Genomic DNA, 13,300 nt, shown 5'->3' with positions numbered 1-13,300 from the left:
CGCGTCGCGGTGCGATCCCGAAGGCCTGGGCATCGGTGCAAGGGATGACCGCGGCGCGCGAGCTTTGCTAAAATCGTGCGGTTCCCCGTGGCATGTCCGGCGATCTCCCTTGCGGTGAGATGCCAATTTGCAGCGTCACGACGTTGGCGTTCTGTCACGTCATTCGACATCCGAAGGAACCCCGTGACGGGACGACCCGGCACGCGGATCGCTTGTCTTCCGGGGACGACCCCGATTTCTCTATCGGAGTCAGTCATGGCCTGGATGCTGTTGGTTATTGCCGGTTTGCTGGAAGTGGCGTGGGCCGTTGGCCTCAAATACACGCAGGGTTTTTCGCGGCTCTGGCCGTCGGTGTTCACGATTGGCGCAATGATCGGCAGTGTCTGGCTGCTCGCATTGGCCGTGCGTTCGCTGCCATTGGGCACCGCGTACGCGATCTGGACCGGTATTGGCGCCGTCGGTGCGTTCGTGCTGGGCATTATGCTGTTCGGCGAGTCGGCGTCCGCCGCCCGGATTGCCAGCGTGACGCTGATTCTGGCGGGCCTGGTCGGGTTGAAGTTGACCGCAGCGTGAAGGGCGCCTGCCGTTTGCGCCGGCCACGCCAAATCCTCAATGTCCGGCACCGGTGGTGCGTTGCCCCAGCGCGCGGCATAATGACGCCGTAGCGGTCGAGTGACCGTTCGGTGGCTGTTCCGCGACGGTCGTTCGCCGACTGAACGCCACCGATGCGTCACTTGTGACGTCAGTCCGGCGGGTAGGGGGCGGTTCGCGTCCTGCCCGGTGGCCGTTGCCGCGTCGGCGGTACACGACGCGTGATCGTGCGACGCCGTCATGTCGGCGGCAGTGAGGTCGCCATGCTTGAATCGATTGCACTGGGTGCGGGGCTGTCTTGGGGCAGTGGCCTGCGGTTGTACCTGACGGTGTTCTGCGCGGGAATGGCTGCGCGTCTGGGGTGGTTGCATCTGCCGCCCTCGCTGGTGGTGCTGACGTCGACGTGGGTGATTGCCACGGCCGGCGTGTTGGCGGCCATCGAGTTCTTCGCCGATAAAATTCCCTTTGTCGATAGTGCCTGGGACGCCGTCCACACGTTCATCCGCATTCCGGCCGGAATCCTGCTGGGCGCGGCGGCACTGGGGCAAATGGATCCGACCGTCACGGTGCTCGCAGGGCTGGCGGGCGGTGCGCTGGCAGGCACGGCCCATCTGGCAAAAGCGGGTAGCCGGGCACTGATCAACACGTCGCCGGAACCTTTCTCCAATGTCGCGGCCTCAGCCGGCGAAGATGTGTCGACGGTGGGCGGACTGGCGCTGGCGTTTTTCCTTCCCGCCGTTTTTCTCGTAATGTTACTGATCTTCGTCGTGCTGGCGTGGTGGTGGCTGCCCCGCGTCTGGCGCGGTTGGCGCTCATTGCTGGCGCGGGTCAAAGGATTGAGGAACGATGGGGTTCACTGACGTTGCCCGCCAGGCATGGCGGATGTTCCTGCGCGATTGGCGCGCAGGCGAGTTGCATCTGCTTCTCGTGGCGTTGTTGCTGGCGGTCGGTGCACTTTCCAGCGTGGGTTTTCTCTCGGATCGGATGCAGGGCGGGCTCGAACGCGATGCCCGTCAGATGCTCGCCGCCGACCTCGTCGTGCGCAGCGACGCCCCTCTGCCGCCCGCGTTTGCGGGTCAGGCGCAGGCCGATGGGCTGGCCACCGCCGTCGTCGCCAACTTCCCCAGCATGGCCAGTGTCCCCGGCGAACACGGGCAAGTCGGCGCGAGCCGTTTGTCGTCGCTCAAGGCCGTGAGCGACGGCTATCCGTTGCGCGGGCAGGTCCGTACCGCCCCCGATGCCGGCGCCGACACACCGGATGCACCCGCCGCAAGCATTCCTGCGCCAGGCACGGTGTGGGTCGACGCCGCGTTGCTTGATGCCCTGCATGTCAAGCCCGGCGAGTCCATTCGCGTGGGCAACCGCACGTTGCGCATTGCCGCCGTCATCACGCGAGAAATGGATCGCGGTTTTGGCTTCGGATCGCTGGCGCCGCGCGTCATGATGCGCTTCGACGAACTGCCGTCGACGGGACTCGTGCAGTTCGGTAGCCGCATTACCTATCGTCTGCTGATCGCGGGGACGGACGCCCAGGTCGGCAAGTTTGCCGCGTGGGCGCGCCCGGCCGCCGAACGGGCGCGCGGCGTGCATCTCGAATCGCTGGAGGAAGGACAGCCGCAGGTGCGACAAACGCTCGATCGCGCCGACCGTTTCCTCTCGCTGGTGGCCTTGCTCGCCGCCGTGCTGGCGGCGGTGGCGGTGGGCATCGCGTCGCGTCGGTACAGCGAGCGCCATCTCGATGCCTGCGCCGTCATGCGTTGCCTGGGCTTGTCGCGCCGCGCGTTGCGCGGGATGGTGACGCTTGAATTCATCGGACTCGGCCTGATCGGCGGCATGTTGGGCGTCGCGCTCGGCTACGCGGCGCATTGGGTGCTGCTCGCCCAGTTGGGGGACGTGATCCCGGCGGGGTTGCCGGCGCCGACGTGGCGACCGGCGGTCTTCGGTCTGGCGAGTGCGCTGGTGATGCTGCTCGGTTTCGCGTTGCCGCCGTTGCTGCCGCTCTCCGAAGTCGCGCCCCTGCATGTGTTGCGTCGCGATGTCGTGGGTGGGGCGCGCAGGCAAGGGTGGCTGGCGTATGGCGCGAGTGCGCTGGCCTTCGGTGCGCTGTTGCTGTTCGCGGCGCGAGACCTGCGTCTCGGGGCGATGGTGGCGGGCGGCTTCGTGGCGGGCGCGGTGGTGTTCGGCGTGCTCGCCTGGCTCGCCATTCGCGTGTTGGCCGCCTGGGCCAGGCGTCGCGGGGCCGCGGGCGGGGCGATGGGCGGCATCGGTTGGCGCTACGCCGTGGCGGGTTTGCGTCGCCGCGGGCTCGGCAGTGCGCTGCAAGTGGTGGCGCTCGGGCTCGGGTTGATGGCGCTTTTGTTGCTTGCCGTCACGCGTAACGACCTGGTCGCGGGCTGGCGTCAGTCGAGCCCGCCCGACGCGCCGAACCGCTTCGTCATCGATATCCAGCCGGGGCAGGACGCGCCGGTGTTGGCTCAGTTGCGCGCGGCGGGACTGCCGAACGTGCAGCTCTCGCCGATGATCCGTGCGCGTCTGACGGCCATCAACGGCAAGGCGGTGACGGGCGACAGCTACACCGAGGCGCGGGCGCGGCGACTTGCGGAGCGTGAGTTCAACCTGTCGTACACGGCGGTGTTGCCCGAAGGCAATCGCGTGACGGCCGGACAGTGGTACGGCGATGCCTCGACGCCCCAGGTCTCCATGGAAGAGGGCATCGCAAAGACGCTCGGACTGGCCCTTGGCGACACGCTGCGCTTCGAAGTCGCGGGCCAGCATATCGACGCGCCGATCACGAGTTTTCGCAAGCTGGACTGGGGATCGATGCGCGTGAATTTCTTCGTGGTGATGCCGCCCGCCGCGCTGCGCGACTTCCCGATGACGTGGATCACGTCGTTCCATCTTGCGCCGCGGCAACAGGGCGTGGCCGATGCCCTGGTGCGCCAGTTCCCCAATGTGACGGTGATCGACACGGGCGCCTTGCTCGCGCAGATCCAGCAAATCCTGTCGCAAGTCATCGATGCCGTGCAAGCGCTCTTTGTCTTTACGCTCGCGGCGGGCGTGCTGGTGCTGTATGCGGCGCTTGCGGGCACGCGAGACGAGCGCATGCGCGAGAGCGGCATCTTGCGCGCGTTGGGGGCGTCGTCGAGGCAGCTTCGCGACGTGCATCTGGCGGAACTGGTGACCGTGGGCGCTTTGGCCGGGCTGCTGGCCGCGTTGGGCGCCGGCGCACTCGGCTGGGCGCTGGCGCGCTACGTCTTCGAGTTCGCGCTGCACTTCAATCCGTGGCTGCCGGCGCTGGGCGTCGGGGCGGGCGTGCTGTGCGCGCTGATCGGCGGATGGAGCGGCCTGCGGGCGGTGCTGCGTCAATCGGCGCTGCGCACGTTGCGCGAGGTCTGACGCCCGTCAGGGGAGGTGCGGCATCGTGCCGCTCGCGCACGCGTGGCAGACGCGATGGGCCTGGGGCACAATAGCGGGCATGACGACCGAAAACACTCCGCAAACCCCGCAGACGGACGACGATGCGCAGAACGCTCCCGCGCAACCGACGGCCTTTTCCCTGCTCGGCGGCGAGGATCGCGTGCGCGAACTCGTCGACCGTTTCTACGACCTGATGGACCTCGAGTCCGAGTTCGCGGGCATTCGTAGCCTGCACCCAGAGTCGCTTGGCGATTCGCGCGACAAGCTTTTCTGGTTCCTGTGCGGATGGCTGGGCGGGCCGAATCACTACATCGAGCGATTCGGCCATCCGATGCTGCGGGCCCGTCACCTGCCGTTCCCGATTGCCTCGAGCGAGCGCGACCAATGGTTACGCTGCATGGCGTGGGCCATGCAGGATATTGGCGTCGAGGCGTCGCTCCAGGAACGGCTGATGCAGGCGTTCCACGGCACCGCGGACTGGATGCGGAACCGGGCGGGTTGAGGCGCCGGGAGGGCCTGATTGGGCCCTTCAACCCCGGCGACGCGGCGGGGCAACTCCGGACGTGTCAGACGCTCATGACGCCAGGGCGCATGCCGGTACGCGCGTGCGACGGCGTCTGATCCGGATCGGTTTCGTCAGCGTGTCGGCTTGACTCCGGGAATTCGGACGTGTCCGGTCGATATCTTCCCTCGTGCCCGAACGGGCTCTCATAGTTCAATTGGCGCTCGACGAGATCCATCGAGCGACGCGCCTCCATCGCCGTCATCCACTCGGTCAGCCCTTCGGTGGCGATGCCGCCGAACGCGCGATAAACGGCAGCCGAAAAACCAATACACGATTGCAGCGCGTCGATGTCGAGCGTGTCGCCGGGCGTCGCTTCGGAAGGAGGGGCAGACGGCGTTGGCGCGACCAACTGCGATAGCTCGGCCATGGCGTGATGCTCCCCGGCGATTCTGCCCGCCTGATTGAAGAACACCATCATCGAGGCGCCCAGCAAGGTTGTCTGGTATTTGGCCCCATATCGCTCAAGGTGTTTTGACCCTAGAAGGGCGCCCGCCGAGGTCAGCCAGGCGGTGTTCTTGATGTCCGCCGTGGTCGTCGAGGGCGTGCAGTACTTGCCAATGGCGACCGTCAAATCCATCAGGCTGGACAACGTCGCCAGGGAAGCCGTTGCAAGCGTGACGTTGTGGGCGGTCGCCAATGCACTGTCGTCGTAGATTTCCTTGATGTTGTTCAGGCTGGCCACGCTTAACGAAGCCAGGCTGAGTCCGAAGTTGCCGACGTGTTGCATCAAGGCGGTAAAGCGGCCGACGGTGGACGGCGACGGCCGTAGCCGATGTTGCGCGTGCGCGTCGTCTTGTAGCCCGCCGAGCGCGATTCGCACTTCGCCCGCGAGAGATGCCTCGTTCGGGGCCGTGGCAGACGCGCCGGCGGGGTCAGGGGGGGAGACGTAGGTGGACGGGGGCAGAGCGTCGAGTCGGGGCATGAATGGGTTCCGAAGGATGAGGTCAGAAGGACCCGGTCGGTAGGACGAGGCCAGTGCGACGAAGTCAGTAGGACAAGGTCAGCGGGCGTCGATCAGACGCGTCAACTTGTCGTGCAGATCAGGAGGGCGGCCGGCGCGTCGCACCATGTCGAGCGCATCGTTGGCCATCTCGCGGGCGGTCTGTGTATCGCCATTTCGCTGCATGCACACGGCGGCGAAGTACAAGGGCTCGGGGTCGCCATAGTCTCGGGCGACCGCGATCATCAAGGGGGCGAGGGCATGTTGGTAATCGCCGAGTTGACAAAGCACGTAGCCGAACGCCTTGTAGGCGTCTGTGCGTTCCGGGTAAGCGAGGCAGAGATCGGCAAAGGCGCGCGCGGCACCGACGAGGTCGTTGGCCGCGCACAAGGCATACGCATGCGAAAAGGCGCGTGACGCGATCTGTGGATCGATCGTTTCCACGCATGGTGACGCGGCCTGCGAGATGTTCGGCAGAACCGAATCCGGCACGACACCCCGGAGGCCGTCGGCGGGGCGGCACTCATGCGCCGCGCCGTGGACAGGGACTTGGATTTCGCCTGTGGCGCGTGGGTCTGAATATTTCTGCATACAAGGTCTTTCCTCGTTCGTATTGCCGATGGCACACCCATCAGGCGTTGACATGCGAGCGCCCACAGCGAGGCAGGAGGACGGGCGTCCTTTCCGCCCCGCCACGTCAGCGTGTCTGCGTTCCCCTTGGACGACGCAGGCGGGGCTCATGGCCCGGGCGGGGATGAGTGCGAACTCATCCGCGAACTCACTTCAGGCATGACGGTGTCCAGGGCATCGTGAAAGACTTCGTTCGGCACATCGAAGTCGACGGAATACACGTCCGACTGGGCATCGAAGAAGTCATCGTCGCCGCTGATCGCCAGCGACCGGATGTCAGAGGTATCGGTGAGGATGGGCGGACGTGCCGGATCGACCGAGACCGACGCCCGCGCCGATTCGTCGCGTGACAATCTCGGGACGACCGTCACCCCCTCCAGTTCGTAGTCCAACCGCGGGCGAGGGGCCATGTGCACGTAATCGCCTTCCCCTTCCAGCACGACGTAGTTCACGGTGGTCTCCGCCGCCGTGATTCGGTCCACGGACGCTCGCCGCTCGCGGCCGTTGATGATGGTGCCGAGCACGCGGTTTTGCAGAAAATCGGTCGCGGTCGCCACCCCGTCGGTGATAGCCGAGCTGGCATCGTCGTTGGCGGCGGCTTTCAGCCATGCCGGCACCGGTATCCCCAGCGTATCGAGCAACGGCGCGGCGCCGTTATGTAGGGCGCCAAACACCAGCGGACCGTTAGTCACCGCTGTGTTGATTACGCCCCCGTACTCTCGTAGGAAGTCGATGCCAGTCCACTGCCCGATCGCCTGGAAGACGTTGTTGTCGCGAATCTCTGCGCCGGGAACGTCGTCTGGACCGTTCCAGAACTGGCTGGCGGCGAGCATCAGGCTTGCGATTTCCGTGGATGCCGCCAGCAGATGAAGGGGAATATCGACGTAACCCTTCCAGTCGTCGTTCATGGTGGCGATGGCGACACCCAACGCAGTGGTCTTCGCGATGGCGTTGACAACGTGTCCGATGAGGGCGGCGTTGCGCGCGCCGCGATGCGTTTGAAGCGCGCTTTGAAACTGCTCCCAACGTCCTGCCATCAGGTCCGTCGGTGGCTCGGGCATCGTAATTTGCACCTGCGGGCTTGCACTGGCATTGCCTGCGTTAGCGACATGCTGAAGGGGCGCTGGCGGATGAGACGACGAGAGGGTACCTATCGACATGGGGGGCTTCCGGAAATAAATGAGCGTTAAATCGAGGCGAGAAAGCGTTCGGCGTTGGCGCCGATATGGGCATGCGCCGCGCTCTCCCGGGCGGTTTCGAGGGCGTGTATGGCGAGGTCGCGTGCGAGCGCGCCATCGCCCAACTTCGCCAGGCATTGCGCACAAATCAGCATGGGTTCGGGGTCATCCGGGGCGAACAGCGACACTGAACTGAGCGGCGCAAGCGCGAGCGCGTATTCCTCGCGCGCGAAATGCGAGTAGCCGACCAGCTTGTTCACGCTGACGTCCAGTGGGCGCTCTCTGAGAAGCGGGTATAGCCCATGAAGTGCCGCGTCGTAATCGGCGGCGAGGTACGCGTCGCGTGCTTGCTGGTAACGCTGGGATGCGGTGTCGTCAGGCGGGGGGCGCAGGCGGGCGGCGGCATCGTGGTGGCGCGGCGGGGGGGTATTTCGTGAGACACGCATGAGAGAAGGGGTTCCGGTTGGCATCGTTTCGGATGTGTCCGAGCGCCAATGGCATGGCACTCGGACGAATCCTAAGGTTGCCGCCGTATCCGTCTCTTTCGATTTGAGGACAAAGATGTTGTCCGGTCTCGAGCTGTGAACGCATTGGGAAAAACAGGGTGTCGCGTACGCCGCACATGCCCAATTCGACAGCGTTGGGTCGATGCCGCGAAACCTTCGCCAGATGGCGATGTCGGCGGTGGCCGCTCCTTCGGAGACGTGCCGCGCGGGCATGTGGCGACCGTACTGGCGTTTCGGCGTCGGATTGTCCCTTGTCACTCGGCCCTGGTTCGCGCGACTATGGCGGATGACCCACGGAGACGCCCCAATGACTACAGAAGCCCTCTTTCGGCAGGACGCCTATTTGCGCCAGTGCGAGGCGCGCATCACGCATATCGATGAGACCGGCATCATGCTCGATCGCACCGTCTTCTACCCGCTGGGCGGTGGACAGGCGGGCGACGCCGGCGAGTTGCTGCTTGCGGACGGCACTCGCCTCGCCATCGCCGACACGCGCAAGTCGAAACACGAGGGCGCGACGCCCGACGACGCGGTCCACGTGCCCGCCGAGGGACAGCACGATGTGCTGGCGTCGCTCTCGGTCGGCGACACCGTGCGGGCGGAGATCGACTGGGCGCGACGCTTTCGTCACATGCGCCTTCATACCGCGTCGCACCTGATGTGCGCGGTGCTGCCGCATGCGGTGGATGGATGTAGCATCACCACGGAATACGCGCGGCTCGATTTCGTGACGAACGAGCCGATCGAGCGAGAGACCGTCGAAGCCGGGCTGGCGGCGCTCGTGGCGGCCGCAAGGCCTGTGGCGCTTGACAGTATCAGCGACGAGGAGATGGCCGCGCGTCCAGAGCTGGTGCGCACGATGAGCGTGAAGCCGCCGGTGGGGTTGGGGCGCGTGCGTTTGGTGCGCATCGAGGGCATCGATTTGCAGCCGTGCGGCGGCACGCACGTGGCCAATACAGCGGAAATCGGCGCGCTGCGCGTGACCAAGATCGAGAAGAAGACGTCGCGTACGCGCCGGGTGGTATTGGCCTTCGCCTGAGTCTGGCATCATGCGAGTCATCCTTCCCACGCACGCTCACACCTCAGGATGATCGATGGCGACGCCGGCAGCAGCGATATCTCCGCAAGTGCCCCCATGGCAAACGGTGCTCGAGTTTTGGTTTGGCTCACCCGACGCTCCCGATTACGGAATGGAGCGTCCGGAATGGTTCCGTAAGTCGAACGCGTTCGATGACGCGATTCGTGCTCGTTTCGGCGCGCTGCACGCGCAGGCGATCGACGGGGCGCTGGAGGATTGGGCGCGGACACCCCTCGGTGCCTGTGCGCTGATCGTGGTGCTCGATCAATTCTCGCGCAATCTGTTCCGGGGCGATGCGAAAGCCTTTGCGGGCGATGCGCGCGCGCTGGCCGTGGCGCGGCGTCTGGTCGAGGCGGGCGACGATCGGCATCTGCCCACGCCGCAGCATCGCGTCTTCGTCTACCTGCCGTTCGAACACGACGAATCGCTGGAGAGCCAGCACCTTTCACTGGCGTTGTACGAACAATTGGCGAAGTCGTTCGGGCTGGTCGATAACCTCGATTACGCGCGCAAGCATGCGGTCATCATCGAGCGTTTCGGACGATATCCGCATCGGAACCACGCATTGGGGCGGGCATCGACGCCCGAGGAAAGCGCGTTTCTGAAGACGCCCGGATCGTCGTTCTGACGACGGACGACGGGACGCTCAGTCCCGGGGGGCGTCAGACGCGCTCACCGTTGTCCCGGGGCGGCATCGTTGGTGCCAACGGATCGCGCAGAAGCCAATCACGTAGGCGAGCGCTCCGCCGGCCACCGCACACGCGGCGAGGCCGGTCGCGAGATGCAGCGTCGCCGTGCCGAAATCGAGGTTCATCAACTGAGTCCACAAGCTTTCTCTCGCCTGTGTCGCGGCAGCCACCGTCGCCTCGATCTCGGCCTGCGGTGGCCACTCGAACATCCAGCGGCCCAGACGGTGCGCGCCCCAATAAACGAAGGGCGCCGTGAGTGGATTGGTCACCAGCGTGCCGACCGCCGCGAGGAATAGATTCCCCCGAAGCAAAGCCGCCGCGAGAATGGCCACGAGCATCTGGCCAAACGGAATCAAAATCCCGAAGAAGACGCCGCACGCCAGTCCAATCGCCACGCCATGGGGCGTGGCTTGCCACAAGGCGCGGCGCAGCAGCAACCCCGCATGGGGGCGCAGCCAGCGCGAACGCAGCAGCCGCATCGGGCGAAGCATCTTTAACATCATGGACAGGTTGCTCGTCGAGGAAAGCGTTGACCCAGGCGGGCATGGGGCGGGTGAGCAGACGGGTAATCCGCATGCAACGGATGTCTGAGTGCCACGTGCCGCAGGAGTTCAATGACGGCGCTGGTGCACGGGCGGCGTCGCCGGGGGCCGTTGTCTGGCAGGCGGAACGCGCTGGCGGTGGGGGGGAGGGAAGAACCGACGCTGCGCAGCCGGCGGACTGCGCAGCGATGACGCGGACGCGCTTAGATCTGTGAGCGCTGGTGCGTCCAGCGATCGATTTGCGACGGCGTGAACTGTCGCAGGGTATCGAGCAAGGCTTCGGGCGACGCGCTGATCTGCAACTGGTCGAGCTGCGGCGCCTTGAGGAACTGCTCCGTCACCATCGATTTGAGGAACACGATCAGCGGATCGTAATACTGCTCGACGTTGAGCAGACCGATCGGTTTCGCGTGGTAGCCAATCTGCAGCCACGTAAAGACTTCGAACAGTTCCTCGCACGTGCCGATACCGCCCGGCATGGCAATGAACGCATCCGACAGATCGGCCATCATCTGCTTGCGCTGGTGCATGTTTTCGACGACATGCAATTGCGTCAGCCCGGTGTGACCGACTTCCCGTTCCATCAGGGCTTTCGGAATGATGCCGATCACCTCGCCGCCGTGGGCCAGCACGGCGTCGGCAATGATGCCCATCAGCCCGACCTTGCCGCCGCCATACACGAGACGAATGCCGGCTTGCGCCATGCGTCGGCCCAGGTCACGTGCGGCCTCGGCGTAGGCAGGACGTACCCCCGTGGCGGCACCGCAGTAAATACAGAGGGATTTGACTTCCGACGCCATGCCTTATTGCGCTCCCTTGGATGACGATTCTCGCGCCATCTTGTCGTACATCTCGCGCGAGCTGCCTTTCAGATACGGCGCCATTTGCGAGAGGATGTGGTAGCTCGCCTGATGCAACCCGGCGCCGATTTCCGCGGGGTCGTTGTACTTGCGCGGGTTCATCACGAACTGGTAGGACAACCAATAAGTGGAGAGCACCACCATGTTGGTCGTGACCACCTCGATCTGCTCGGACGTGATTTCCATTTCGCCCTCGGCCACGAGCAGGTCGCACATATCGCGCGCGAAACGCTTTTTGTGACCGACGATGACCTTGAAGTGTGTCTCCAGCGTGCGGTTGCGCGCCAGCAGGTCGTTGAGGTCGCGGTAGAGAAAACGGAAACGCCACAGAAACTCGGACATGTATTGCAGGTACGTCCAGACTTCATCGAGCTTGGGCTTGTGATCGTCAGGCAGCCGCAGTCGCCGTTCGATTTCCTGCTCGAACTGGGCGAAGATGCTGTTGATGATGTCGTCTTTATTGCGGAAGTGGTAGTACAGATTGCCGGGGCTGATTTTCATCTCCTCGGCAATCGTGGTGGTCGTTACGTTGGGCTCGCCAATGTCGTTGAAGAGGCGTAGTGACACCTCGAGAATTCGTTCGCGGGTACGGCGTGGCGGCTTTGCTTCCATATCTGTCGGCCCCGGTAAGCGGCAAGCGTGGCGAACGATGTTCTCCGCTTGCGTCTTTGAGTTGAATATCAGGTATATGGCGACCGATTATACCCGGCAGCCGCGCACTGCCAAGCATGGGGGAGGAAGGCGGTGAACGTTATCAGAAAAACGCTGTACGTACGCGTTCGACGATGACGGGCCCGGCGAGCAAGGCCCAGGTGAGCAGGCAAAGGCCGAGCGCAATGAGGACGGCCGCGCTGCCGAAATCCTTGGCACGTTTGGACAGTTCGTGCCGCTCCAGCGAAATGCGGTCGATGGCCGCTTCGATGCTGGAGTTGACCAGCTCGATGATGAGCACGAGCAGCACCGAGCCGATGAGCAGCACGCGCTCGACAGAGGTGACGGGCAGGAAGACCGCCGCCGGCAAGAGAATGGCGGCGAGCGCCAGTTCCTGCCGGAAGGCGCTCTCTTCGAACACGGCGAACTTGAAGCCGGACAGGGAGTATTTCAGGGCACGCCAGGCACGCATGATGCCCCGGTTGCCCTTGTACGGATTCGGTTGTTTGTCGCGTGGCGGCGGGTGGTCGATGAACAAGCGTCGGGTTCCTCGCCGCAACGGGCTCTGGAGGTGGATCAGACCGCGCTCGCGAGCGACAGCTCGGGCTTGCGCGGATGCAGATGCGAGACGAACTCTTCGGAGGCCGCCTGCCACGAAAACCGTTCGGCCCAGGCACGCGCACTCGGGCGCGAGACCTTGAGCGCATCGAGACAAGCCTCGCGCAAGTCCTCTCGCAGTGCGCCGCCTTCGCCTTCCGGGCAGCCGTTGAGGACATCGACCGGGCCGGTCACCGGGAAGGCCGCGACCGGCAGGCCGCAAGCCATTGCTTCGAGCAGCACCAGGCCGAACGTATCGGTACGGCTGGGGAAGACGAACACGTCGGCCGATGCATAGACCTTCGCCAGTTCGGGCTGCGACAGCATGCCGAGGTAATTCACGTCGGGGTAGCGCGAGCGCAGTTCGGCCAGTTGCGGCCCTTCGCCCGCGACCCATTTCGAGCCCGGCAAATCCAGTTTCAGGAAGGCCTCGATGTTCTTCTCCACGGCGACACGCCCCACGTAGAGGAAAATCGGATGTGCCGAATTTAGCACATGTGCGTCTTGCACACGGAAGATGTCGAGGTCGACGCCACGCGTCCAAAGCACCACGTTCTGGAAGCCATTCGCTTCGAGATCGCGCTTGACCACCGGCGTGGGTGCCATCACGGCGTGCGAGGCCTTGTGGAACCAGCGCAGAAAGCGGTAGGTCGTTGCGAGCGCAAAGCCGAAGCGCGCTTGCACATACTCCGGGAAGCGCGTGTGGTAGGCCGTGGTGAACGGGAAGTCGTTGCGCAGAGCCCATTTGCGCGCGGCCATGCCGAGCGGCCCTTCGGTGGCGATGTGCAGGGCGTCCGGTTCGAAGTCTTCGATGCGCCGCGTCACGCGTGCGCCGGCGAAGAACGCGAGACGGATTTCGGGGTAGGTCGGGCACGGCATCGTGCGGAATTCCTGCGGCGTAAGCAGTTCGACACGATGGCCGGCCGCTTCCAACTGAGCGCGCGTGTTCTTCAACGTGCGGACCACGCCGTTGATCTGCGGATCCCAGGCGTCGGTGATGATCATGATTTTCATCGGGCGCTCCTTCGCGCACATGGCGCGCATCGGTGACACGCG

General features: G+C 64.8%; 14 protein-coding genes and 1 pseudogene. 6 read left to right on the top strand and 9 right to left on the bottom strand.

Going from position 1 to position 13,300, the window contains the following annotated elements; genetic code table 11:
- The first annotated feature begins 255 nt into the window (after window positions 1-255).
- The 4 genes from sugE (at window position 256) to PSO31014_RS03005 (ending at window position 4,510) form a co-directional block, all read left to right on the top strand.
- Complete coding sequence (sugE, locus tag PSO31014_RS03020; protein ID WP_017231395.1) at window positions 256-573, top strand: quaternary ammonium compound efflux SMR transporter SugE; 318 nt, start codon at window positions 256-258, stop codon at window positions 571-573.
- Window positions 574-854: 281 nt separating this feature from the next.
- Window positions 855-1,451 (top strand): DUF4126 domain-containing protein, encoded by a 597-nt coding sequence (locus PSO31014_RS03015; RefSeq protein WP_150550228.1) that lies wholly within the window; start codon window positions 855-857, stop codon window positions 1,449-1,451.
- A complete protein-coding gene (locus PSO31014_RS03010) occupies window positions 1,438-3,987 on the top strand; it encodes an ABC transporter permease (RefSeq protein WP_246176193.1) in 2,550 nt (849 codons plus the stop codon). Before PSO31014_RS03015 ends, PSO31014_RS03010 begins: the two co-directional genes overlap by 14 nt.
- Before the next feature lie 79 nt (window positions 3,988-4,066).
- Window positions 4,067-4,510 carry a group II truncated hemoglobin gene (locus tag PSO31014_RS03005; RefSeq protein WP_150550227.1) on the top strand — a complete coding sequence of 148 codons (444 nt, stop codon included), beginning with the start codon at window positions 4,067-4,069 and terminating at the stop codon, window positions 4,508-4,510.
- Between the two features lie 64 nt (window positions 4,511-4,574).
- On the opposite strand, the gene PSO31014_RS03000 is transcribed toward PSO31014_RS03005, so the two are convergent.
- The 4 genes from PSO31014_RS03000 to PSO31014_RS02985 form a co-directional block, all read right to left on the bottom strand.
- Window positions 4,575-5,495 carry a hypothetical protein gene (locus PSO31014_RS03000; RefSeq protein WP_150550226.1) on the bottom strand — a complete coding sequence of 307 codons (921 nt, stop codon included), beginning with the start codon at window positions 5,493-5,495 and terminating at the stop codon, window positions 4,575-4,577.
- Window positions 5,496-5,573: 78 nt separating this feature from the next.
- The gene (locus PSO31014_RS02995; RefSeq protein ID WP_150550225.1) at window positions 5,574-6,104 is read right to left on the bottom strand and encodes a hypothetical protein; all 531 of its coding nucleotides are present in this window, start codon (window positions 6,102-6,104) and stop codon (window positions 5,574-5,576) included.
- A 146-nt stretch (window positions 6,105-6,250) separates the two neighbouring features.
- Window positions 6,251-7,204 (bottom strand): hypothetical protein, encoded by a 954-nt coding sequence (locus tag PSO31014_RS02990; protein ID WP_150550224.1) that lies wholly within the window; start codon window positions 7,202-7,204, stop codon window positions 6,251-6,253.
- 125 nt (window positions 7,205-7,329) lie between these two features.
- Window positions 7,330-7,767 carry a tetratricopeptide repeat protein gene (locus PSO31014_RS02985; RefSeq protein WP_150550223.1) on the bottom strand — a complete coding sequence of 146 codons (438 nt, stop codon included), beginning with the start codon at window positions 7,765-7,767 and terminating at the stop codon, window positions 7,330-7,332.
- 367 nt (window positions 7,768-8,134) lie between these two features.
- Here PSO31014_RS02985 and PSO31014_RS02980 point away from each other — a divergent pair, with 367 nt between their 5' ends.
- Together PSO31014_RS02980 and PSO31014_RS02975 are read left to right on the top strand one after the other, a co-directional pair.
- Window positions 8,135-8,866 (top strand): alanyl-tRNA editing protein, encoded by a 732-nt coding sequence (locus tag PSO31014_RS02980; RefSeq protein WP_150550222.1) that lies wholly within the window; start codon window positions 8,135-8,137, stop codon window positions 8,864-8,866.
- 55 nt (window positions 8,867-8,921) lie between these two features.
- On the top strand, window positions 8,922-9,533 hold the full coding sequence (locus PSO31014_RS02975; protein ID WP_150550221.1) for a DUF924 family protein: 612 nt from the start codon (window positions 8,922-8,924) through the stop codon (window positions 9,531-9,533).
- Between the two features lie 18 nt (window positions 9,534-9,551).
- Here the strand turns inward: PSO31014_RS02975 and PSO31014_RS02970 are convergent, their stop codons facing one another.
- The 5 genes and pseudogenes from PSO31014_RS02970 to PSO31014_RS02950 all read right to left on the bottom strand — a co-directional run bounded on the left by PSO31014_RS02970 (window position 9,552) and on the right by PSO31014_RS02950 (window position 13,258).
- Window positions 9,552-10,097, bottom strand: a complete 546-nt coding sequence (locus PSO31014_RS02970; protein ID WP_150550220.1) for a DUF2062 domain-containing protein — start codon at window positions 10,095-10,097, stop codon at window positions 9,552-9,554.
- Between the two features lie 242 nt (window positions 10,098-10,339).
- Window positions 10,340-10,936, bottom strand: coding sequence for an LOG family protein (locus PSO31014_RS02965; protein ID WP_150550219.1), 597 nt, complete (start codon window positions 10,934-10,936; stop codon window positions 10,340-10,342).
- Window positions 10,937-10,939: 3 nt separating this feature from the next.
- The gene (locus tag PSO31014_RS02960) at window positions 10,940-11,608 is read right to left on the bottom strand and encodes a TetR/AcrR family transcriptional regulator (RefSeq protein ID WP_150550218.1); all 669 of its coding nucleotides are present in this window, start codon (window positions 11,606-11,608) and stop codon (window positions 10,940-10,942) included.
- Between the two features lie 142 nt (window positions 11,609-11,750).
- Window positions 11,751-12,146, bottom strand: a pseudogene (locus tag PSO31014_RS02955) (diacylglycerol kinase); the annotation flags it as partial.
- A 77-nt stretch (window positions 12,147-12,223) separates the two neighbouring features.
- The gene (locus PSO31014_RS02950; RefSeq protein WP_150550217.1) at window positions 12,224-13,258 is read right to left on the bottom strand and encodes a glycosyltransferase family 4 protein; all 1,035 of its coding nucleotides are present in this window, start codon (window positions 13,256-13,258) and stop codon (window positions 12,224-12,226) included.
- Window positions 13,259-13,300 lie beyond the last annotated feature (42 nt).

Source organism: Pandoraea soli (genome assembly GCF_902459595.1).
GTDB lineage: Bacteria > Pseudomonadota > Gammaproteobacteria > Burkholderiales > Burkholderiaceae > Pandoraea > Pandoraea cepalis.
Note: the sequence above shows the minus strand (reverse complement) of the source record. Positions and strands in the feature narration are given on the sequence as shown.

Coding starts and splice junctions, on each gene's coding strand:
- sugE (WP_017231395.1), top strand. CDS start 256: ATGGCCTGGATGCTGTTGGTTATTGCCGGTTTGCTGGAAGTGGCGTGG.
- PSO31014_RS03015 (WP_150550228.1), top strand. CDS start 855: ATGCTTGAATCGATTGCACTGGGTGCGGGGCTGTCTTGGGGCAGTGGC.
- PSO31014_RS03010 (WP_246176193.1), top strand. CDS start 1,438: ATGGGGTTCACTGACGTTGCCCGCCAGGCATGGCGGATGTTCCTGCGC.
- PSO31014_RS03005 (WP_150550227.1), top strand. CDS start 4,067: ATGACGACCGAAAACACTCCGCAAACCCCGCAGACGGACGACGATGCG.
- PSO31014_RS03000 (WP_150550226.1), bottom strand. CDS start 5,495: ATGCCCCGACTCGACGCTCTGCCCCCGTCCACCTACGTCTCCCCCCCT.
- PSO31014_RS02995 (WP_150550225.1), bottom strand. CDS start 6,104: ATGCAGAAATATTCAGACCCACGCGCCACAGGCGAAATCCAAGTCCCT.
- PSO31014_RS02990 (WP_150550224.1), bottom strand. CDS start 7,204: ATGCCCGAGCCACCGACGGACCTGATGGCAGGACGTTGGGAGCAGTTT.
- PSO31014_RS02985 (WP_150550223.1), bottom strand. CDS start 7,767: ATGCGTGTCTCACGAAATACCCCCCCGCCGCGCCACCACGATGCCGCC.
- PSO31014_RS02980 (WP_150550222.1), top strand. CDS start 8,135: ATGACTACAGAAGCCCTCTTTCGGCAGGACGCCTATTTGCGCCAGTGC.
- PSO31014_RS02975 (WP_150550221.1), top strand. CDS start 8,922: ATGGCGACGCCGGCAGCAGCGATATCTCCGCAAGTGCCCCCATGGCAA.
- PSO31014_RS02970 (WP_150550220.1), bottom strand. CDS start 10,097: ATGATGTTAAAGATGCTTCGCCCGATGCGGCTGCTGCGTTCGCGCTGG.
- PSO31014_RS02965 (WP_150550219.1), bottom strand. CDS start 10,936: ATGGCGTCGGAAGTCAAATCCCTCTGTATTTACTGCGGTGCCGCCACG.
- PSO31014_RS02960 (WP_150550218.1), bottom strand. CDS start 11,608: ATGGAAGCAAAGCCGCCACGCCGTACCCGCGAACGAATTCTCGAGGTG.
- PSO31014_RS02950 (WP_150550217.1), bottom strand. CDS start 13,258: ATGAAAATCATGATCATCACCGACGCCTGGGATCCGCAGATCAACGGC.